Here is a 21082-nt window from a genome sequence, read left to right as displayed (position 1 = left end):
ACCGAATTTAGACCATTACTATTGCCTATACAGTATTTGATACGATTCGCGTCGTCTGACCGCCCACCGCAGCGAGGTTGAGAACATGGGTACACCCGTCATCGTCGGAGCAGTCCGGACGGCAATTGGCCGCTCGTTCAAAGGGACGTTGGTCAACACGCCGCCGGAGACACTGATCACCGCGGTGCTCCCGGAGGTGGTCCGCCGTTCCGGTGTCGACCCGTCCGTCATCGATGACATCATCTTTGCCGAATCGCATTACGGTGGAGGTGATTTGGCTCGCTATGCCGCCAGTGCCACTGGTCTCGAGCACGTTCCCGGCCAGTCGGTGAATCGCCATTGCGCCGGCAGCCTCACCGCCATCGGCAATGCCTCCGCCCAGATCGGCTCGGGTATGGAGCGGGTACTGATCGCCGGCGGTGTGCAGTCGCTGTCGATGACGCCGCTGACGAATTGGCGCATCCCCGGCCCGGAGCTGAAGTTCGAAGAGAGGTGGATGCCGCCGACGCACGTCGAAACCCCGGATGCGCCCGCCAAGGACATGTCGATCACGGTGGGCTGGAACACCGCGCAGTCCGTCGGGATCAGTCGCGAGGAGATGGACGCCTGGGCGGCCCGTTCGCATCAGCGCGCCGTCGCGGCCCAGGACGCCGGCAAGTTCGCCGCCGAGATCCTGCCGTTGAAGATCACCCAGTTTGACGGCTCGGTGACCGAGTTCGCCGTCGACGAGCACCCCCGCCGCGACACGACGGTCGAGAAGCTGGCCGGCCTCAAAGTCTTGCACCCCGAGATCGAGGGCTTCTCGATCACGGCGGGCAACAGCAGCGGCACCAATGACGCCGCGGCAGCCGTCGCGCTCGTCGATAGCGACTACGCCCAAGCCGAGCAGCTCAATGTGATGGGCACGGTCAAGGCGTGGGCCGCCGCGGGCGTAGCGCCGCGGGACTGCGGTCTGGGCGCGGTGAAGGTGATCGGAAAGGTGCTGCAGCGGGCCGGTTTGTCGCCGTCGGACGTGGCGCTGTGGGAGATCAACGAGGCATTCGCATCGGTGCCGATCGCGGCCTGTCGCGAGTACGGCCTTGATGAGGAGAAGGTGAACTTCTCCGGTAGCGGCTGCAGCCTGGGCCACCCCATTGCGGCTTCGGGCGCCCGGATGGTCACCACGCTGGTCTACGAGCTGGCCCGCCGCGGCGGAGGTATCGGCGTTGCGGCAATGTGTGCTGGCGGCGGCCAGGGCGGCGCCGTCGTCGTCGAGGTCTAAGCGCTCAGTTGCAGAACGTGTAGCCGATGAATTCGGTTTCGTGGGTGTCGCTGGGTGAGTAGTTCACGTAGTGCACCGCCGGCATCCCGTTGTACTGGGCGTCGATCGGCTGCGCGTTGGGCGGCGGGACGTCTTTGGGGAACGCCAAGATCATGTCGCCGAAGATCTTGAGGTTGAGCTGGCAGATCGCATCCGTACGCGGCTTCTGCGCATTCCACGCGTGAACAACGACCGGTTCGGTGAGTTGGGAGCCGGCGGCGCAATTCGGATCGCACAACTTGAAAACTGCTGTGCCGCTGCCATCGGCGCCCTGCGGGCCCCACGAACTCCATGACATGTCTTGCAGCGCAACCGCAACACTCGCACAGCCCAGGACATTGAGCTTTTTTGGACGCGCGCTCGGTTGGACCGCCGGGTTGTAGCAACCCGGAATGGCGTAGCTGTCGGGCGGAGCTGGTGGTTGGCTGGTGGATTGGGCGGTCGTGCTGTGCTGACCGCCGGTCAGTTTCACGCCGACGAAGATCAGCGCACCGACCACGATAAGGGCCACGACGATGACGATCACTGTAAGGCGCCCCCGCCGCGGCCCGCTCGACGAGGAGACGTTGCCGCTCACGATTTCCAGGCTATGCCAGAAGTCGCCTGCAGGGTGCCGGGTCGACGAAAATCCTGGCACGGTAAATTTGGTCAACGCTACCAACATAAGGAAGTATCGAGACCCTCGCGACGGGTTAGGAGTAACCGATGAATGACCATGCACTAGCCGCGCGCCTGGCCACCGAGGCGGGGCAGCTGTTGCTCGGGGTGCGGGAGGAGTTCGCCGACGCCGATGCGAGCGATCGGAAAGCGGCGGGGGACAAGAGATCCCACGATTTTCTGATGCAATCGCTTTCGGCTGAGCGACCCCAGGACGCGGTGCTTTCCGAGGAAGGCGCCGACGACCCGGTGCGACTGCGCTCCGAGCGGGTGTGGATCGTCGATCCGCTGGACGGTACGCGGGAATTCTCCGAGCTCGGGCGCGACGACTGGGCGGTGCACGTCGCGCTCTGGCAGGCCGGTGAACTCGTCGCCGGCGCCGTCGCGCTGCCGGCGCAGGGAATCACGCTGGCGACGCCTCAGCTTGCTGCGCCACCGGCAGCACCGGCCAAGCCACGCATTGTCGTATCGCGTACCCGGCCACCGGCTATCGCGTTAGCGGTTCGCGACGCGTTGGATGGCACGCTGGTGGAAATGGGTTCCGCCGGAGCCAAGGTCGCGTCAATCGTTCAGGGTCTGTCCGACGTCTACGTCCACGCCGGCGGGCAGTTCGAGTGGGACTCGGCTGCCCCCGTGGCGGTGGCTCGCGCCGCCGGTTTGCACACCTCGCGCATCGACGGATCGGCATTGCTTTACAACCAGGCCGACCCGAAATTGCCGGACGTGGTGGTGTGCCGTCCCGAGCTAGCGGAAGCCGTACTCGCCGTCACAAGCTGACACACTCGCGGGTCCCGCCGTAACTGACTCAGCGCCAGGTGATTCCGCCGTACCGGCACCTGGTGGCTGATGATTGCGCCCCATCAGGCCTTGACTCATCCTGATGAGGCCGCAACAATCAGATCTTACATTAGATGTAACTCTGTATAATCAAGTTCCGCGGGAATGAACTGTGACTGATCTCGAGGTACGGCGGCCGAAGTTCGACTTCACCGGCGACGTTCCGTGGGTTTGGCATCCCGAGAACCCGGCGTTCTCGTTCTTCATGAACGCCACGTCGATCATTGCCATCTGTTTCGAGCAGATGATCGTGGCCGCGGTGCAGGAAGCCAAGCCGCTGATGGCCGACGCCGATGTGGCAGCGGAGGCGATCGCGTTCCTGCGTCAGGAAGCGCAGCATTCCAGTTCGCACCGCAAGCATGTCAGCGCACTGATCAAGCGGTACCCGGGCCTGCAGCAGACCTTCGACGATGCGATGGCATGCTTCGACACGCTCACCGCGACGAAATCGCTGGAATTCCGCTTGGCCTACATCGCCGATTTGGAGGCTACCTTCACGCCCTCGTTCAAGCTGATGCTCGACAACGAGGCGACGTTGTTCCGGCCGGGAGACGACCGGGTGGCGTCACTGTTCTTGTGGCACTTCGTCGAAGAGGTCGAGCATCGCAGCTCGGCACTGTTGATCTATGACGCGGTGGTAGGCGACAACTGGTATCGCATCCGCGCCCTGCCGGGGGTGGTCAAGCATCTGCTTGGGGTCCTGTCGGTTATCGGCGACGGCGTCAACGCGCACGTGCCTTTCGGCGATCGCAAGGTCGATGCGCGAACATTGCTACCAGCGTATGGGGCATGGGAGAACCTCAAGAGCAAGTTGCCGCTGGCCGCGGCGAATCAATCAGTGCCGTCGGCATTCGGCAGTGTGCCGCGCAAGCAGATACTCGTCGCCGCGGGCCGCGTGCTGATGAGTCAAACCCCTTATCACAAACCGGAACACGAGCCCTTGCCGCAATTCGCCGATCAGTGGTTCGCGCGCTGGAAACGGGGCGAGGACGTCGCCCGCTGGTACAGCGCCGCCGCGAACGGCTAAGGGCGGGTTAGGCAATGTCTCAGTGTAATGCGCGATTCAACGAGATCGCAGCAACGCTAGGGCATTTCACGTGCACGGACGCTCCGGCCATCGTTCACATTCGCAACCCGTTCGCGTTGTCCAATCCGACGCTGCCGGTGCTGGAACTGATGATGGTCGTTGGCGCCCTACTCGCACTGTGGTGGTCGATTCGGCGGATTCGGCGGGACAACGACCCGACCAATCTGGCGCTGTGGTTTGCGTCCATCGTCTATCTACTTGTCACCGAGATTCCGCTGTATTTTCCCCACCTGTTTATGGTCGAAGATCAGATCGGTGTGGTCTTCGACCACAACGTCTTCACCGTTCAGTTCATGTATGAACGGCTGCCGCTCTACATCGTCGCGCTGCATCCCGCGGTGACGACCCTGGCATTCGAAATCGTCCGCACGCTAGGAATTTTCCGATCACGTGGCATTCTGGTCGGCTCGGTATGCGTCGGCCTGGTACACCAGTGCTGCTACGAAGTCTTCGACCAGTTGGGTCCGCAGCTGCGTTGGTGGGCATGGAACACGCAGAACCCGCTCAACCGTCCGATGTTCGCCTCGGTGCCGATGACGAGTGTCTTCATCTTTGCCACACTCGGCCCCGCCGTGCTAGCGCTGCTGGTGATGCTCTTCGTCGGCCGCGAGGCCGGAAGCCGGCTCAGCGCGGCAAGCCTGTTGTGGCGCACGATCGTTGCCGGCGCGCTGGTCCCGGTCGGGGTGGCGATCCTGAGCATTCCGTCGTCGATTTTCGGTGGCAGTCATCCGAACATTACCGCCCAGGCCGTTGTCTTCGTCGTCGAACTCGTGGCGTTCGCGGCGGTCGCGATTCCTGTGTTGATCAGCGCCCGCCGCGCTGCCCTGCCGAATCTATTCGTTCGGATCTTCGGGCCGATCTATCTGTTGGTCCTCGGAATCCTCTGGTTCACCGCACTTCCCGATTACCTCTCGGCTAAGGACGGCATCACCAGCGACGAAACGCCCACCGGCAATCTGATTTACGCCGGTGGGTGTTTCGTGGTCGCGGTGCTGCTGGTGGGTGTGACGAACCGGTCCACGTACGGCGCGAACCGTGTCCGCAACCCGGCCTTGTCCAGTCCAAGATCCGCGGCGTGATACTCGACGCGACCTAGCCGGCTCCGCTGATGGCCGGCCATGTACTGTGCCACAGCCTTTCTCGAGTCCTCGGATGGTGAGTAGCCGGCTGTGTCCCAGACACGCTGTGCCATCGCCAGGTCGTCGGCCATGAACTCGTCGAAGCGGACGTCGATGGTGCGCTGCGCCGGCAATCGATCATGGTCGCGCATGCAAGCGCTGAGCAGCTCGTCGATCCGCGTAATCCAGTATTCGGCCACCGTGTTCACGTCGACCTCGTCGACGCTCATCCGCATGGTGTAGGTCATCATCGTGGCCATCGACACCGCGACGTCCACGGGGTCGCGGTGGGTGACGATGAATGTTGCGTCGGGAAATACGTTGAGGATTGGGATGAACTGCTCGAGGTGCTGTGGCGACTTGAGCACCCATCGTCGGTCGTAGCCGTCTTGATGCTGCAGCACTTGCAGCATCATCCGCAGAAACTGGTAGCCCGGGGTCTGGTCATGGTCGCTCAGGTAGTCGGACCAGCGCGGCAGATGGGTGAGCGTGGTGAAGAAGCCGCTCGAAAAGTCCTGCACCATAAGCCCGATGTCTTCGTGGATGTGATCGATCGTCATCTCGTGCATCAGCGTGAAGTACGGCATAAGCGTGTTGGAAATGTTGAGTGCGTCGCCGGTGCGCTGGCGGCGAGGCTCGATGGTGCCTTCTTCTCCGGGCGCGGGCAGTGGCTCCTGGGCTTCCCAATACGGCAGTGAACGCAGCGCGGGGTCCGCGGCCAACAAACTGTGCAGATGCGTGGTGCCGGTACGCGGCAGCCCGGCGATCACCAGGGGCGCTTGGATGCTGACGTCGAAGATCTCGGGGTGGCGCTTGAGATGATCGATGACACGCAGCCTGCCCTTGAGGAAGGTCAGCATCAGTGAGAACGCGTAGGTGCGGCCGAACGCGGTTAGGCGCGGCAACTCGTGAAAAGCTTCGAGCAGCACCGCCATCCGCTCGCGATAATCCTGCTCACCGAAGTCGGTCAAGCCGGTCTGCGCAGTGGCCTGGTCGTGCAGGGCGTCGGTGGTCAGCGGACAGTAGTCGGCCATCGCGGCCATGCCGTCGACGATCGCCTGAGCTTGGGGTGTGAAGGTCGGCTTGGCGAGGTCGGTGATGCGGATGGCGTCGGTCACATCCGGACCCTACAGTCGCCATTACACATTTTACAACCTACGTTGTGCTGTATCTTGACCCGAGTTTATGATACCACCCATGGCCAATCCTCAGAGTTCAGCCGCATGGCGCGAACTGCTCACCGCCTTCGCAGATTTCGAGAATCTGTTCCTCGACGGACCGAAGGCGGTGCGGGGCGAGCTGGCCGTCGCCGAGGGCTACGAGTTTCTCGCCACGATGCTCGGGCTGTCGTTGGACGTGACGCTGTTCGCGGACCCGGTGGCACCCCGCTTCCACGATGTGCTGACGCCGTTTCGCCGCGACCGTCGCTGGGGTGGTGACAACACGGATGCTTACTACAGCTACGTCGTCATCGACCCAATGCGGACGTATCGCGTCAGCGGCGCGGTCAACGGCAGCTCGTTGTACTCCATTGCGGTGTACAACGAACCCGAGCCGGGCGCCTGGCCGAACCGCACCATCGGGGTGCTCTACGACGAAGACATGCCGCTCGACGACGACGGGCGGTTCAGCTGCGTGCTGGGTCCGCAATGCCCGGCGGGGTATGACGGTGCGTTCATCGCGCTGGACGACGACGCGCACGGCGTGCTCACCCGCGACTACCACGAGGATCCCGCCCGAACGCGCAGGGTGGACTGGGAGATCCAGGTCATCGACCACGGCGGCCAGCCCGCGACGCCGACGAAAACTGATGCAGCGGTGGCTAAGTCGCTGCGGGCGGCGCTGCGCTACACCCAGGACATGCTCGCACTCGTGCCGTTGATACTGCAGGAGCGCAACCCGACTGAGCTTGCGGACGGACAAAACCTGTCCCACAACGTCCTTGCGCCGCCCTACCGGGCGGGCGCGGCCACGCACGGTTACTCCATGCAGAACGCCGTGTACAGCCTGGGCGCGTACGCCCTGGAACCCGGCGAGGCGCTGGTGATTACCTCGCGCCATCCCACCTGCCGGTTCTGGAATCTGACGCTGTGGAACCAGTACATGGCTGCGCCAGACCTCGAATACGGCCGTGGCAGTATCAATTCGGGCACCGCGGTCCCCAATCGGGACGGCAGCATCACTATCGTGATCAGCCGCGACAAGCTCGACCACCCCAATGCCATCTCGACCAAAGACCACCCGGAAGGGTTGATGTCGTTTCGCTGGTTCCACGCCGACGATTTGCCCGAGCAGCCGGCTACCGAGGTTGTGCCGGCCGGCGAGGCGCCGTGCGCGCTGTCCTAGCGCCTCTTGCGGGCCGGGGGAGTCTGCACCACCGGCCCGATCCAATGCCGCAGCACGGCTCGCAACTCTGCCGCAGACCGCGGCGGGTCCGGTGGCACCAAGACCATCGACTGGATGATGCGTAGCAGGTACTCGACCAGGTCGTCGAAACTCTTACCGCGATAACCCAAAGCAGCCCAGTCGATTTCAGTGCGCTCCAGCAGCACGCGCGATCGCCTGACTGATTCGCCCAAGACCATCTGGCGGCTCATCGAGCGGCTTTGATCGGTTTCCAGCAGCATCATCAGCACGGGCTCTTCCGGCAATCGCTCGACGAGGTAGGCGACGGCTTCGACGAGGAGATCGACCGGATCGCCATTGCCCGCGGTGAGCTCGGCGATCCGGGAGGTCCAGCCTCCGAGGGCGACGTCGCTTGCGGCCGTGACCAGTTCGTCGAGCGTCGCGAAGTAGCGGTACACGGTCGGGCGGGTAACGCCGAGGTCGCCCGCGATCACCGACAGGCTGGTGTGTTGCGGGCCCCGCCGTTCGATACTTCGCAGGGCCGCGTCGATGATGCGCTTGCGCGCTTCCTCATCGTCGGCCGGTGGTGCTCCGCCCCAACCTTTTCGGCCCATTGCGGACTAACGAAGTCCGGCAGGGGAATGGGTGATCATACAAAGAGTCTAGTGCTGTCAAATGAATCTGGCCAACTGCGGCCGCGGCTATTGATCCCGATTTCGCCTCCGGCGCCGACGGCCTTTCGCCTCTTCGGTCCACTCCTTTTCGACCCGTCCGATCTGCAGCGACAGCTGCATCAGGGTCGGATTGTCGCAGTGGACTTCGTGCGCGGTGCGAAACTTAGCCGCTTCGCCGGTGCTGGGTAGGTGGGGCCGCAAACCTTCGAACCACTCGTCGCCCACGACGTTGGGCGGGTCATCGACGCGAGGTCCGCAGGACCACTGCCGGTAGGCATCGCGTGCCCCGGCCAAGCCGCACCGCCACTGTTGGATCGCTTCGCATCGCTGCGAATGTATTTGGCTCCTCATCTGATGCTTGTTGGTGCCGTTTAGCGCCATCCCGGGAAGCAGGTTATCGGCGGCCGACTTTGCGATGCCCGCGATGCCCATGGCCGATGCGCCCACGACCGTGCCCATCAGGCCCATCGTCATCATGTCCATCTGCCGATCGTTGCACTCGGGGCCGCGCGACAAAAGAAAACTGTGGCATTTGCATGTGTCGGGGTGGCGCCGAGGATTACTGCTCGGCAACCATGCGGGTAGCGAGGTCGTAGAGCGCGGTCGCGTGCATTTCGAATAGTGCGGGGAGGTCGACGGAGTCCCCGCCGAGTTCCTTGGCGACAAAGAGCCCGTCGGCGCCGGCGATCGCGTAGGTAATGAATTGTTGCAGTTGCACATCGGTGAGGCCGGGGACGATCTCGCGGGTGGTGGTCGCGAGCGTGGCTCGCATCTGCGTCCGGACATCGATGAACATCTCCCGCGCGCGGGGCTCGACGGGCCGGCGCTCCAGGGCAAGCATCAAACCGAGCCGGAGGAAATCGGGGGAGTCCAAGAACGCCTTGGCCTGCTGCAGCGCCATTGTTATCAGCCGCTCGCGACCGGTGCCTTCGTCGGGCACCTCCCAGGCCGCTCGCCAACGCTCGAAGTTGCGTTCGATGACGGCGGCTAGCAGGTCGTCCTTGTCCTTGAAGTGCCAATAGATCGAGCTGGCAGGCAGCCCCGATTTGGTGCTGACCAGCGCGATACTGGTGCCCTCGTAACCCCGCTCACCGGCGATCTGGGTTGCCGCATCCAGGATGCGGACCCGGGACGCTTCACCGTCGACGCGGCGGCGTCGCTGGGATGGCTGCCGCTTGGTGTCGGCCATCGAAACTCCTTGCGCTCGGGTCTTGACTTCGACTCAATCCCATCTTACTGTAGTGAACACTACATTACTGTAGCGATCACTACAGATTCCACCCCCGATTACGGGGCGATACGAATGAGGGACAGCGATGATCTCCAGCTACGACGTCGCAGTCATCGGTTACGGGCCGACGGGCGCTACCGCCGCCAATATGCTTGGGGCCCTTGGCCTCAATGTGATCGTCATCGAGCGGGATCCGGACGTGTACGGGCGAGCGCGCGCCATTTCCACCGATGACGAGGTCATGCGTATTTGGCAGTCAATCGGCCTGGCCGATCGACTGCAACGGGACATGTTGCCGGATCGGCCGATCGCGTGGGTCGACGCCGACGGGGTTCCGTTTCTCGAGACCACCTTTCCGCCGCGCGGCTGCGGGTATCCGGCGCAGCAGTTCCTCTACCAACCGGCGGTCGACCAGGTGCTCCGCGAGGGCGTCGCGCGCTTCGACAACGTCGAGGTCCTCCTCGAACACGAATGTTTTCGGGTATTGAATGTTGTTGACGCACAGTCTGAGTGGGTTGATCTCCTGCTCGCTGACTTGCGGACCGACACCCTCAAGCGGATTCGCGCGTCCTACGTGATCGCCGCCGACGGCGGTTCCTCTCCTACCCGCGGCCTGCTCGGAGTCGGATACTCCGGGCGCACCTACCGGGAGCGCTGGGTGGTCATCGACACCAAGATGATTCGCGAGTGGGACGGTCACGACCGGATGCGGTTTCACTGCAATCCGAAGCGCCCGACCGTGGATTGTCCGACACCGTTGGGGCATCACCGGTGGGAGTACCCGGCCCGTGCCGGTGAGGACGAGAAGAATCTTGTGAGTGAGGCGGCCGTGTGGAAGGTTCTGCACGAACAGGGCATCACTGAGGACCAGGTGAAGATCTTGCGGGCCGTCGTCTACAGCCACCACGTGCGGGTGGCCGACCGATGGCGCGTCGGCCGCGTCTTCCTGGCCGGCGATGCCGCGCACGCCATGCCGCCCTGGATCGGCCAAGGGATGTCCGCCGGTGTGCGTGATGCGGCCAACCTGTGCTGGAAACTCGCGGCGGTGATCCGCGGCCAAGCGCCCGAATCACTGCTCGACAGCTACCAGGTCGAACGTAAACCCCATGTCACCGAGGTCACCCGCCGCACGGTACGTAACGGGCGGCTCATCACTGAACGACGAAAGGCTTTGGTCTTTCTGCGGAATCACTTGCTGCGCACGCTGACTCGCATACCCGGTGTGATCGAGGCCGGGCGGAAACTGATATGGATCCCCGATGCGCATTTCCGCGACGGGTTTTTCACGCGCGTTGCTCATCCCGCAGTTGGCTGGCAGCTGCCGCAACCGTGGGTGACCGACTGCGGCGGAGACAGACGACGGCTGGATGATGTCATCGGTGGACGTTGGGCTGTCGTGTATTTCGGTGTCCGGCCAGTCGGCATGGATTTCTGGGCGAGGCTGGGTGCATTGCCGGTGGCCGTCACCAAGAACCACCCTTATCCGGGTGCGATCTGGGACCAGGACGGTGTGCTGACCCGTTGGGTTCGTGACAAGAACGCCGCCGCGATGGTGGTTCGCCCGGATGGATTCATATTCGCTGCAGCCGGTACCGGATACCGACTGCCGCCACCCCCGGCAGGCGTCGCCAACCTGTCGGTGAGCGCACCGATCCCGGCCGGAGCCATTGCATGACCGCCGCCCAGCTGATCGAGCGCACTATCAACGTCGCGGGAAAGCCGATCTTCCTGGCCGAAGCCGGGAGCGGGCGGCCCGTCGTCCTGCTGCACGGCGGAGGTCCGGGCGCTTCGGGCCTGTCCAACTACTCCCGCAATATCGATGCCCTCGCGACGCATTTCCGGGTCATCGTGCCCGACATGCCTGGCTACGGCAGGTCGGCCAAGGGCGTCGACCAGCACGACCCGTTCGGTTATCTGGCCGACATAATGCGCGGCCTCATCGACGAACTCGGCATCGACACAGCCCATTTCGTGGGCAACTCCTACGGCGGTGCGGCGGCACTACGGCTTGCGCTGGACACCCCACACCGCGTCGGCAGGCTGGTGCTGATGGGGCCGGGCGGGATCGGTACCACCAGAAGCTTGCCTGGTGCCGGGATCAAAAGTCTGCTGTCGTACTACACCGGAGACGGTCCAAGCCGAGACAAGCTCGCCACGTTCATCCGCCGCTACCTGGTTTACGACGGCGCGTCGGTGCCCGACGACCTGATCGACGTGCGTTACCAGGCATCGATCGACCCGCAGGTGGTGGCGGATCCGCCGCTGCGCCGTCCGTCCGGTTTGCGCACGCTGTGGCGGATGGATCTCACCCGTGACCGCCGGCTGGGGCAACTCACGACGCCGACGCTGATCCTCTGGGGTCGGGACGACAAGGTGAATCGCCCCACCGGCGGTCCGATGTTGCTGAACCTGCTGCCGAATGCAGAGCTGGTCATGACGTCGCGCACCGGGCACTGGATGCAGTGGGAGCGAGCGGATTTGTTCAATCGGCTGGCCATCGATTTCCTGGGAGGTGCGCCATGAGTCCCTCGGTGTTCGGAAGCGTTCATTTGGGCTACGTGGTGATAGAAAGCCAAAAGTTCGGCGACTGGCGGCGTTTCGGCCGCGACGCCATGGGCATGCATCTGGACGACGCGCTGACGGACACAATGCGATTTCGCCTCGATGACCACGAGTGCCGGTTCCTAATCGAACGCGGCGACGCCGAGGATGTCACCGCACTCGGTTGGCAACTGGATGACCACAAGTCATTCGATGCGGTTCTCGCCCGTGTCACCCAGCACGGCGTGCCGTTCACCGATGGCACCGACGACCAGGCCGCTCTGCGAGGGGTGGAGCGACTGGTGCGGTTCCCCGGACCCAATGGCCTGACCCAGGAGGTGTTCACCCGCGCCCGGTCTGCGGGTACCCCGCCGCGGCTAGCAGCGCGCAGCGGATTCATCACCGGGGCGGCCGGTATGGGCCACGTCGCGGTTACCACCACCCGACCGCACCAGGTGCGTGGTTACTACACCACCGTGTTCGACGCGCGGCTCTCCGATTACATCGATGAGACGATCAGCGGTCTGAAGCTGAAGATCCGGTTCCTGCGAGTCAACGAGCGCCACCACTCCATCGCGATCGCAGCGGTCAATCGCATGCCTCTCAACCCAATTCGCACCCGGGTGCAGCACGTCAACATCCAGGTCGCCGACCTCGATGACATGACTGAGGCCTACCAACGGGTCAAGGAACTCGGCTTCCGTATGGCGCTGGGGATCGGCCAGCACACCAACGACAAGGAACTGTCGTTCTATGCCGTCACGCCCTCCGGGTTCGAATGGGAACTCGGCTGGAATCCCATCGTCGTCGACGAGACGACCTGGAAACCCAGCACTTACCAGGGCATCAGCATCTGGGGCCACACGCCGGAGGGCCAGACGATTGTCGACAAGCTCGCTCAGTTCAAGGCCGGCGCCGCTTCGCTGCTGCACAGCGAGGACGTTGTTCCCGCGCTCGCCGGTGCGGGTATCCCAGACTGCTGAAAAACCACGCAAGGAGCAACGCTGATGCGGATCGACACCCACCATCACGCCGTCCCCTCCTTTTTCCGAGAGTTGTTGCAAAAAGCCGGTATTGACGATGCTGGTGGTCGTGCTGTGCCGGAATGGAGTCCGGACGGCTCACTGCAGGCGATGTCCGAACTCGGCGTGGGGACGGCGATTCTGTCGGTGTCCGCGCCGGGCACCACGTTCCTGCCGAATCCGGCCGACGCTGCCGCGCTTGCCCGCGACCTCAACGAGTACCTGGCCACTGTGGTCGCTGCTCAGCCGGATCGGTTCGGATTCTTCGCGACCATCCCCATGCCGCATGTCGACGAGTCAGTCAGCGAGGTTGTTAGGTCGCTCGACGAATTGCACGCTGACGGCGTCATCTTGCTGGCCAACGCGGCCGGAGTCTACCTGGGCCAGGACGGCCAGGACGACCTGTTCGCGGCGCTGAACGCGCGTTCGGCGGTGGTCTTCATCCACCCGGCCGACCTGCCGGGGCCCGCCATCGACGGTGTTCTGCCATTCGCGACCGATTTCCTGCTCGACACCACCCGCGCGGCATATCTGCTGGTTCGCAACGAGATTCGTCGCAAGTATCCCAACATTAAATTCATCCTGAGCCATGCGGGCGGCTTTGTGCCCTATGCCTCGCACCGAATGGCGATCGGCATCATGAGCGAAACCGGAGGCAGCCTGACGGACACCCTGGACGACTTCGCGGGCTTCTACTTCGACACCGCGTTGTCTTCGACCGCCGCCGCATTGCCGAGCCTGCTCGCCTTCGCCAAACCCGGGCACGTCACTTTCGGTTCCGACTTTCCCTTCGGGCCGGTCGAGGTTGGAAAGTTGTTCGCCGCCGGCCTGGAAACCTACCCTGGACTCGACACGGACGCCCGCAGCGCGATCGATCGCACGAATGCGCTCGCGCTGTTCCCGCGTTTTAGAGCGGCGCCTTCTGCCAGGACAGAACGCGTTCGGCCAGTTCAGGTCCGCTGTCTTCTTGAATGAAATGACTGGCTCTGATGCGGGCGTGCGGCTGGCCGGCCGCCCCCGGGACGTGTTTGATCAGCGGTCGGTCGGCTTGGCCCAGGATCGGGTCGCGAGCTCCGAAGATGGCGAGGAAGGGCTTCTCCCACCGGCCCAGCGCGTCCCAGGCCGCTCGATTGGCCGGAATGGCAGGATCCTGGGGCGTGGTCGGTACCAACTGCGGGAACGCGCGGGCTCCGGCTTGATAGGTCTTGTCGGGGAATGGCGCGTCGTAACCGGCTCGCACCTTCGGAGGAACCCGGCGGACGGTGCCGCCGGCGACGATGCGACCCGCGGGCAGTACGGGGGAGTAGCGCGCGAAAGTTCGCCACGCGTGGAAGGCGGCAGGGGTACGCCGCTGGGCTGTCGGCAGAAAGCCGTTCGCCACGACGATGCGCGCGATCCGCTCGCCCTGCTCGGCGGCGATGCGCAAACCGATCAGCGAGCCCCAATCCTGGACGAACAGCGTGACTTCCTTCAGCCTGAGGCGTTCGAACCACGCCGTGATCCACTCGACGTGCCGCAGGTAGGTGTAATCCTCGATCCGGCTGGGCTTGTCGGAGCGGCCAAAGCCGATCAGATCGGGTGCGAGTACGCGGTTTCCCGCTTCGACCAGCGGCGGAATCATCGTGCGGTACAGGTAGCTCCAGGTGGGTTCGCCGTGCAGCAGCACGATCGGCGGCCCGTCGGAAGGTCCCTCGTCGAGGAAGTGCATGCGCACCGGAGGGCAGTCGCTTGCCGCCACGTCAATGTAGTTCGCTACGAACGGATAGCCTTCCAAGTTTTCGAATCGGGAGTCTGGGGTTCGCAGCACATCCATATTCAGCTCCTCCGGTGGACGGGCACCCCTGCAAGCCTCTCTCCGCAGAGCGCGTTTCGTCCAGTACGAGATTTCATTGGGGAAGAAGCCGGCAGGCCACTAAAATAGCGAACTTATGGCCATCCGTCGCGCCGTTCTGCTGATTGCCGATATCGGCGGCTACACGCAGTACATGGCTTGGAACCGGACGCACCTCGCGCACGCGCAGCAGACGGTGGCGCAGCTGCTCGAGTCGGTTATCGACGCAGGTAAAGGCCTAAAGTTGGCTAAGTTGGAGGGCGACGCCGCATTCTTCTGGGCGCCGGACGGTAACGCCAAAGCGTTGGTGTGCGATCGGCTCTGGCACATGCGACAGTCGTTCCTGGCGCGGCGGCAGCGGATCAAAGCCGACATCGCCTGCGAGTGTGCGAGCTGCTCCCAACTCGACAGCCTGTCGCTGAAGTTCGTCGCGCACGAAGGCGAGGTGGCCGAACAAAAGGTCAAACGCCACGTCGAACTGGCCGGCGTCGACGTCATCCTGGTGCACCGGATGCTGAAAAATCAGGTGCCAGTGCCGGAGTACGTGCTGATGACCGATCCGGTAGCGGCGTGCCTCGACGAGTCGATGCGGGGGCTTTCGATGCCGCTGACGCACGATTTCGAGGGCATCGGTGCAACGTCGACGCATTACATCGACCTCGCCACCTCGGAGGTGCCACCGGCACCCCCACAGCGCGGCTTTTTTGGCCGGCTGGGTATGACGGCGAAGTTCGAGTTGAGCACAGTGCCGTTCCTGTTGGGCCTCAAGAAGCCTGCCGAAGGCTTCCGGAACCTGGGCCGCGGCACCGAGGAAATCCCCGCATAACGCAAACATTATGTCGTACAGCGTTATTGGGCATCGACGAGCGCACGACCCATACGTGATACGGCCTCGGTCAGAATGGCTTGTGAGGTAGCGAAATTCAGCCGCACGTGTCCGGCGCCGCCGGTGCCGAAGACATGGCCGGAGCTAAGCGCGACGCGTGCATGGTCGAGAAACCAGCGAGCAGGCCCGGATAGGTCGGCCACCACCGCAAGGCCATCCGCGGCATCTTCGGCAAAACCGAGCTCTCGGCAATCGAGCCAAGCGAGGTAAGTACCTTGCGGGCGTTGGTATTTCACGCCGGGCAGATGCTCGGCGACCAGCTCGCCGAGCAACGTCCGGTTTGCGTCCAGGCCTTCCAGTAGCGCGTCGAGCCAGTCGTCGGCGCTGCGGAACGCTTCGGCGTGCGCGATGATGCCGAGGTGGCTCGGCCCGTGGCTGACCTCCTCGGGCATCCGGTGCAGATCCGCCGCCGCCGCGGGTCCGGCGATGGCCAGGGCCGCCTTCAGCCCGGAAAGATTCCACGCCTTTGAGGCGGAGATCAGGGCGAACGCGTCCTCGGCGCCCGGGACGCTCAGGTAGGGAGTGAACTGCGAGCCCGGCAGAATGACCGGCGCGTGGATCTCGTCGGACACCACTCGGACCCGAGAGCGCTGGGCACATTCGGCCACGCTGCGCAATTCGTTGAAGGTGTGCACCGTCCCGGTCGGATTGTGCGGATTGCACAACAGGTATGCGATCTTTCGGCCCGAGGCTCGCGCATGCGTGAACGCTTCCTCCAAGGCGTCCAACGCAATTCGTCCCTCGTGATCGAGTGGTGCCTCGATCACCCGACGGCCCGAGTGCGTGACGAAAGCGTAGAACGGCGCATAGACCGGCGGGTTGACGATCACCGCGTCGCCCGGATCGGTGATAAGTCGCAGTGTCTCAACGATTCCGAGCATCACGTCTGGAACGATCGTGGTGCGGCCGACCTCGAAATCGTGCCATTCCCAACGCCGCGAAGCGAATTCACCGACCGCCTCGGCCAGCGCGGTGCCCGACGGATAGCCGGTGTCACCGTTGTCGATAGCCCTACGCAGCACGTCGGCCACGGTGGGCGGCAGCTGCACGTCCATCTCGGCAACCCACAACGGCAGCACGTCAGCGGGATGCGCGCGCCACTTCATGCTGGTGCGCTGCTGCAGGTGCTGCAGGGTGAGTTCCTCGAACGGATTAAGCGTCACTCTCGCAGACTAAGCTGCGGATGCCGCACGCGGACTCACCCGGTGACAAACGCGCCCCGGGGGATCGTCAGCGGCAGGTCAACCGAACTCAACAGGCCCGGCTCCGCGGCAACGACGTACGGCACGGCATTCACCACGCGCATTGCCGTGGCGACCATGGCGCCCGCACCCGACGTCATGCCCCCGACTCCGGCCTTGCGCGGATCCTTCAGCGTTGCTGCCAGCGAGCAGTCGATGTCGGGATCGCCACTGATCACGACCCGGTAAGACAGGTCGCCGATCCCTTCCGGCCAGTCCGGGGCAACGTCGTGCGCGAGCCGGGTGATGTGCTCGATGACGATGGCTTCGCGGCCGTCGACCACGCCGGTCGCCCGCATGCGCAGGGCGCCGCAGGTTCCGGCCTCGACGGTGCCCATGGCGACCTCCAGCGTCCGGTTGGTGACTGCGCGGTCGAAAAACTCGCGGACTTCCTGGACTTCGACTCCCAGCGCGTCACCGATCAACCGGATCTGGCCCTGCCACTCGCCGGCAATCGCACCCGCAAAGCCGATCCACGGTTCGTAGTCGAGCGGTCGGCCAAAACCCAGTGCGTCACTCATGATGTCGGGGACGCCGTAGTCGTCGTACAGGCCGATCTCGTATGCATGAATCTTGTCGATGGACGACGATTGCGTGGACAGCACCAACGGCAGGTAATCGGCGGCGAAGCCCGGCTCGATCCCGGACGCGTAGAGCGATACCTGGCCTTGTTTGGCCGCGGCGACGAGTTGATCGCGCCATTGGGCGGGTTCGTACGCATGCGGATTGACCAGTCGCGTGGTGCTGGTCGTGACGACGTTGATTCCGGCTTCGAGCAGCCGGACGTAGTCCGGGATGGCCAGGGCGTCGCGTTCCGGGCCGCTGGCCGCATAGATCACGCAGTCCGGCTTGAGAGCGATCAGTGCGTCGGCATCGTTGGTGGCCTTCAGGCCGATCGGCTCGCCATTGGCGAGTTCGCCGGCGTCCCTGCCGTCCTTTTCCGGGGAGTGCACCCATACGCCGACTAGATCCAGATCGGGGCGCCGATGGATGGCGCGGATGGCGATTGAACCGATTCCACCCGTCGCCCACACAACTACACGCTGAGCCGTCATCTGGTTCTCCTCAGTTGAATACGCGATGAAACCTGTGGTGGCCGTTGCCCTTACGGCAGCAGTTACCCACGTCCGCTTCGGAAGCTAACAGCAGCGAGCCCGCACGGTCAAGAGGTTAAGAGAGCAAGTACTATCCTAATGAACAAATCTTAGGTTAATGTGCGGGGTGTGAGGTACGAGCGGGCAATTGTTCACGCTTAGATTCGACATGCGCGCCCCGGCGTGGGCCGGGCCGGCGGCCGATCTGTACGTCGCGGCCATCGACATGTGCGCGTGGGCGGAGACGCGCGGCGCCGCGCTGGCCGTGCTATCTGAGCACCATGGTGCCGACGACGGGCACCTACCGGCACCGCTCACGTTGGCTTCGGCGATCGCGGCCCGGACGAACAGTTTGCCGATTCTGCTGGCGGCCGTGCCGATTCCGCTGTGGGATCCTGTCCGGCTCGCCGAGGAGATGTGCGTGCTGGACCTGATCAGTCGTGGGCGGGTGTCCTATGCCTTCGGCGTGGGACATCGACGTGAGGAATACGACCACTTCGGCGTCGACATGAGCACGCGCGGTCGAGTCGCCGACGAGACGCTCGCCGTGCTGGGCCCGCTGGTGCGGGGCGAAACCGTCGAGTACCGGGGCCGCGAGGTCCGCGTCACTCCACCGGGTGCGTCGCCCAACGGGCCGATGCTGTTGATCGCCGGCGGCAGCTTGGCCGCGGCGCGCCGCGCCGGCAGCCACGGCCTGGGGTTCATCTCCCAGACCGCCTCGCCGGGTTTGAAGGAGTACTACGAGGAGCAGTGCCGCGCGCACGGACACCAACCCGGAACAATCCAGCTTCCCCAACCAGATACTCCGACAGCGGTTTTCGTGGCCGACAATGTCGACGAGGCATGGGACGAGCTGGGGCCGCACCTACTGCACGACGCGCAGACAGCGGCGTCCTATCGGCCGCACGACGATTCGGTAGCCAGCATCACCCGGGCCGATAGCGTGGCGGCGCTTCGCGAGGACAACGGCCCCTACCGCATCTTCACGTCCGACGAGGCGACCGACTACGTGCGCGGCGGGCAACTGCTGCCGCTGGCTCCGCTTTGTGGCGGCATCGCGCCCGACATCGCCTGGCCCTATCTCGAGCGCGCCGCGGCCGCCAGCGCGCGGGCCTAGTCAAAGGAGACTCATCATGCGGGTTGTCGTGTGGTCGACCGGGGGAGTCGGTTCCATCGCGATCGATGCCATTGGCCGCCGACCGGATCTGGAACTTGTTGGGGTGTGGGTGCATTCGCCCGACAAGGTCGGCAAGGATGCCGGCGTGCTGGCAGGCGGTGAGCCGATGGGCGTCGCGGCCACCAACGATGCCGACGCGTTGATCGCGCTGGCGCCTGACTGCGTGGTCTACGCGGCCAGCGGACCCGACCGCGACGGAGCGGCGGTGCCCGACTACCTGCGTCTGCTGGCGGCGGGCATCAACGTGGTGTCGACGTCGTCGACCAGTTTGGTCTATCCGCCCTCTTATTTCGCGCCCAACTGGCGCGACGAGCTGGACGCGGCGGCCAAAGCCGGCCGGGCGTCGTTCTACGCATCGGGCATCTTTCCCGGCTTCGCTTCCGATCAGCTCGCGTTGCTGATGACGACACAATCCAAGAGCATCCGTCGCATCACGGCCAGCGAGGTTGCGCTCAACGACCACTATCCGGTGGCCGACGTGATGATGGACGGGATGGGTTTTGGCCGGCCGCTGGAATTCGAGCCGATGCTCAAGACACCCGGGTTCATCGAAATGGCTTGGAAGGCACCGATCTATCTGATGGCAGTGGGTCTCGGTGTCGAGGTGGAGGAAATTCGCGGTTCACTCGACCGTGAGCTGACCGACCGCGACATCGAGGTCGCATTCGGCACCGTCAAGGCCGGCACCTGCGGCGCGGTCCGCACCCGGGCGGCAGGGGTCGTCAACGGAGACGAAGCCATCGTCATCGAGCACATCATCCGGATGGCGCGCGACGTCGCCCCGGCCTGGCCGACGTCGGAGTCTGACGCCACCTACCGGGTCGATATCGAGGGCGATCCCGACATCCACTGCGAGCTGACGCTCGGGGCGGCCGAAGGTCATGCCGCCGGGCACGCCGCGATGGCATCGACGGCCATGCGGGTGGTCAACGCGATCCCGTATGTCGTGGACGCGTCCCCGGGATTGCTGAGCTCGCTCGACCTCCCGACCACTCTGCCGCTTTACGCCTTCGACTGAACGTGTAACGTGCATCACAAAGATTAGGCCACCTAGGAGTTTGCCGTGTACACACTGCGCTTCGACATGCGCGATCCCGAATGGGCCGCGGCCCCAGCCGATCTGTACGCCGCGGCACCCGAAATGTGCGCCTGGGCCGAAGAACACGGTGGTCTGGCCGCCGTTATCTGCGAGCACCACGGCTCCGAGGACGGCTACCTGCCGTCGCCGTTTCTGCTGGCCTCGGCGGTCGCGGCGCGGACGCAGCGGCTGGGGTTGAGCCTGATCCTGATCCTTCCGTTCTACGAAACCGTGCGCCTCGCCGAGGACATGGCCGTCCTCGACATCATCAGCAGTGGGCGGGCGTCCTACATCCTGGCCTTGGGCTACCGGCCCGAGGAGTTCGAGCACTTCGGGGTGTCGATCAAGAAACGCGGTCGCGTCTGCGACGAGAAACTCGCGCTGTTGCGGCGACTACTTGCCGGTGAAACCGTCGTCGAGGACGGACGGCAGATCACCGTGACACCCCGCCCGCTGACCGCCGGCGGGCCCGCAATGATGTGGGGTGGCGGGACGGTCGCCGCGGCCCGCCGTGCCGGCACGTACGGCCTGGGCATGCTGGGCAACGCCAACGAGCCGGGCATGCAGGAGGCCTACGAAGAGGCATGCCGCGAGCACGGCCACACGCCGGGGCCGACGATGTTTCCCGACCGCAACACTCCCTCGGTCGTATTCGTCGCCGACGATGTGGACCAGGCGTGGAAAGAGATCGGCGAGCACCTGCTGCACGACGTGCGAACCTATGCCGCCTGGAATCCCGGGGACCAGACGACGGCGGGATTCAGCCACGTCAACACCGTCGACGAGCTGCGCGAGACGGGGACGTCGCACATCATTATCTGTGTGCCAGAGGCGATTTCGCGGGTGAAGGCGGGCCAGGTGCTCAACCTGTCGCCGCTGTGTGGCGGCCTGCCACCGGAGATCGCGTGGCCGTATCTCCAGCGCGTGGGCGAAGTGGTGCTGCCGCAGGCTCTGGGCTAACG

21 protein-coding genes are annotated in these 21082 nt (G+C 64.4%); 13 read left to right on the top strand and 8 right to left on the bottom strand.

Translation table 11 applies throughout. The annotated features are described in order from the left end of the window. Positions 1 to 85: 85 nt before the first annotated feature. Positions 86 to 1261 carry a thiolase family protein gene (locus DB708_RS08795; RefSeq protein WP_108921548.1) on the top strand — a complete coding sequence of 392 codons (1176 nt, stop codon included), beginning with the start codon at positions 86 to 88 and terminating at the stop codon, positions 1259 to 1261. A 4-nt stretch (positions 1262 to 1265) separates the two neighbouring features. On the opposite strand, the gene DB708_RS08790 is transcribed toward DB708_RS08795, so the two are convergent. Then, positions 1266 to 1877: a hypothetical protein gene (locus DB708_RS08790; RefSeq protein ID WP_409347574.1), complete on the bottom strand. Its 612-nt coding sequence runs from the start codon at positions 1875 to 1877 to the stop codon at positions 1266 to 1268. 128 nt (positions 1878 to 2005) lie between these two features. Here DB708_RS08790 and DB708_RS08785 point away from each other — a divergent pair, with 128 nt between their 5' ends. The 3 genes from DB708_RS08785 to DB708_RS08775 all read left to right on the top strand — a co-directional run bounded on the left by DB708_RS08785 (position 2006) and on the right by DB708_RS08775 (position 4960). Next, a complete protein-coding gene (locus DB708_RS08785; RefSeq protein WP_108921547.1) occupies positions 2006 to 2734 on the top strand; it encodes a 3'(2'),5'-bisphosphate nucleotidase CysQ in 729 nt (242 codons plus the stop codon). A 172-nt stretch (positions 2735 to 2906) separates the two neighbouring features. After that, entirely contained in the window at positions 2907 to 3821 is a 915-nt protein-coding gene (locus tag DB708_RS08780) for a metal-dependent hydrolase (protein WP_108921546.1), read from the top strand. A 14-nt stretch (positions 3822 to 3835) separates the two neighbouring features. Beyond that, positions 3836 to 4960, top strand: a complete 1125-nt coding sequence (locus tag DB708_RS08775; RefSeq protein ID WP_133250991.1) for a hypothetical protein — start codon at positions 3836 to 3838, stop codon at positions 4958 to 4960. Here DB708_RS08775 and DB708_RS08770 read toward each other — a convergent pair. Next, positions 4843 to 6117, bottom strand: a complete 1275-nt coding sequence (locus DB708_RS08770; RefSeq protein WP_108921545.1) for a sulfotransferase family protein — start codon at positions 6115 to 6117, stop codon at positions 4843 to 4845. The genes DB708_RS08775 and DB708_RS08770 overlap by 118 nt on opposite strands. Before the next feature lie 79 nt (positions 6118 to 6196). Between DB708_RS08770 and DB708_RS08765 the strand changes: the two genes are divergently transcribed. Next, positions 6197 to 7345, top strand: a complete 1149-nt coding sequence (locus tag DB708_RS08765; protein WP_108921544.1) for a DUF1214 domain-containing protein — start codon at positions 6197 to 6199, stop codon at positions 7343 to 7345. Here the strand turns inward: DB708_RS08765 and DB708_RS08760 are convergent. The 3 genes from DB708_RS08760 to DB708_RS08750 form a co-directional block, all read right to left on the bottom strand. Beyond that, complete coding sequence (locus DB708_RS08760; RefSeq protein WP_108921543.1) at positions 7342 to 7959, bottom strand: TetR/AcrR family transcriptional regulator; 618 nt, start codon at positions 7957 to 7959, stop codon at positions 7342 to 7344. The two genes, DB708_RS08765 and DB708_RS08760, sit on opposite strands and share 4 nt — an antisense overlap. Before the next feature lie 87 nt (positions 7960 to 8046). After that, positions 8047 to 8502 carry a hypothetical protein gene (locus DB708_RS08755; RefSeq protein ID WP_108921542.1) on the bottom strand — a complete coding sequence of 152 codons (456 nt, stop codon included), beginning with the start codon at positions 8500 to 8502 and terminating at the stop codon, positions 8047 to 8049. Between the two features lie 76 nt (positions 8503 to 8578). Then, entirely contained in the window at positions 8579 to 9208 is a 630-nt protein-coding gene (locus DB708_RS08750; RefSeq protein WP_108921541.1) for a TetR/AcrR family transcriptional regulator, read from the bottom strand. 127 nt (positions 9209 to 9335) lie between these two features. Here DB708_RS08750 and DB708_RS08745 point away from each other — a divergent pair, with 127 nt between their 5' ends. The 4 genes from DB708_RS08745 to DB708_RS08730 are packed head-to-tail and all read left to right on the top strand — an operon-like array spanning position 9336 to position 13788. Next, complete coding sequence (locus DB708_RS08745) at positions 9336 to 10925, top strand: bifunctional 3-(3-hydroxy-phenyl)propionate/3-hydroxycinnamic acid hydroxylase (RefSeq protein WP_108921540.1); 1590 nt, start codon at positions 9336 to 9338, stop codon at positions 10923 to 10925. Beyond that, entirely contained in the window at positions 10922 to 11773 is an 852-nt protein-coding gene (locus DB708_RS08740) for an alpha/beta fold hydrolase (RefSeq protein WP_108921539.1), read from the top strand. The genes DB708_RS08745 and DB708_RS08740 overlap by 4 nt, the downstream gene beginning before the upstream one ends. Beyond that, positions 11770 to 12774 (top strand): VOC family protein, encoded by a 1005-nt coding sequence (locus tag DB708_RS08735; RefSeq protein WP_108921538.1) that lies wholly within the window; start codon positions 11770 to 11772, stop codon positions 12772 to 12774. Before DB708_RS08740 ends, DB708_RS08735 begins: the two co-directional genes overlap by 4 nt. Before the next feature lie 21 nt (positions 12775 to 12795). Next, a complete protein-coding gene (locus tag DB708_RS08730; protein ID WP_108921537.1) occupies positions 12796 to 13788 on the top strand; it encodes an amidohydrolase family protein in 993 nt (330 codons plus the stop codon). On the opposite strand, the gene DB708_RS08725 is transcribed toward DB708_RS08730, so the two are convergent. Beyond that, positions 13721 to 14626 carry a haloalkane dehalogenase gene (locus tag DB708_RS08725; protein WP_108921536.1) on the bottom strand — a complete coding sequence of 302 codons (906 nt, stop codon included), beginning with the start codon at positions 14624 to 14626 and terminating at the stop codon, positions 13721 to 13723. The two genes, DB708_RS08730 and DB708_RS08725, sit on opposite strands and share 68 nt — an antisense overlap. 115 nt (positions 14627 to 14741) lie before the next feature. Here DB708_RS08725 and DB708_RS08720 point away from each other — a divergent pair, with 115 nt between their 5' ends. Continuing rightward, entirely contained in the window at positions 14742 to 15470 is a 729-nt protein-coding gene (locus DB708_RS08720) for a DUF2652 domain-containing protein (protein ID WP_108921535.1), read from the top strand. Between the two features lie 23 nt (positions 15471 to 15493). On the opposite strand, the gene DB708_RS08715 is transcribed toward DB708_RS08720, so the two are convergent. After that, the gene (locus DB708_RS08715) at positions 15494 to 16693 is read right to left on the bottom strand and encodes a MalY/PatB family protein (RefSeq protein ID WP_108921534.1); all 1200 of its coding nucleotides are present in this window, start codon (positions 16691 to 16693) and stop codon (positions 15494 to 15496) included. A 35-nt stretch (positions 16694 to 16728) separates the two neighbouring features. Then, complete coding sequence (locus tag DB708_RS08710; RefSeq protein ID WP_108921533.1) at positions 16729 to 17826, bottom strand: NAD(P)H-dependent amine dehydrogenase family protein; 1098 nt, start codon at positions 17824 to 17826, stop codon at positions 16729 to 16731. Positions 17827 to 18013: 187 nt separating this feature from the next. On the opposite strand from DB708_RS08710, the gene DB708_RS08705 reads away from it, so the two are divergent. The 3 genes from DB708_RS08705 to DB708_RS08695 are packed head-to-tail and all read left to right on the top strand — an operon-like array spanning position 18014 to position 21080. After that, positions 18014 to 18982: an LLM class flavin-dependent oxidoreductase gene (locus DB708_RS08705; RefSeq protein WP_108921532.1), complete on the top strand. Its 969-nt coding sequence runs from the start codon at positions 18014 to 18016 to the stop codon at positions 18980 to 18982. Positions 18983 to 18998: 16 nt separating this feature from the next. Beyond that, positions 18999 to 20060: an NAD(P)H-dependent amine dehydrogenase family protein gene (locus DB708_RS08700; protein ID WP_108921531.1), complete on the top strand. Its 1062-nt coding sequence runs from the start codon at positions 18999 to 19001 to the stop codon at positions 20058 to 20060. 45 nt (positions 20061 to 20105) lie between these two features. Next, on the top strand, positions 20106 to 21080 hold the full coding sequence (locus tag DB708_RS08695; RefSeq protein ID WP_108921530.1) for an LLM class flavin-dependent oxidoreductase: 975 nt from the start codon (positions 20106 to 20108) through the stop codon (positions 21078 to 21080). The last annotated feature ends 2 nt before the right edge of the window (positions 21081 to 21082 follow it).

Origin of the sequence: Mycobacterium montefiorense, from assembly GCF_003112775.1 — a bacterium.
GTDB lineage: Bacteria > Actinomycetota > Actinomycetes > Mycobacteriales > Mycobacteriaceae > Mycobacterium > Mycobacterium montefiorense.
This window is presented reverse-complemented; position numbering and strand designations above follow the sequence as displayed.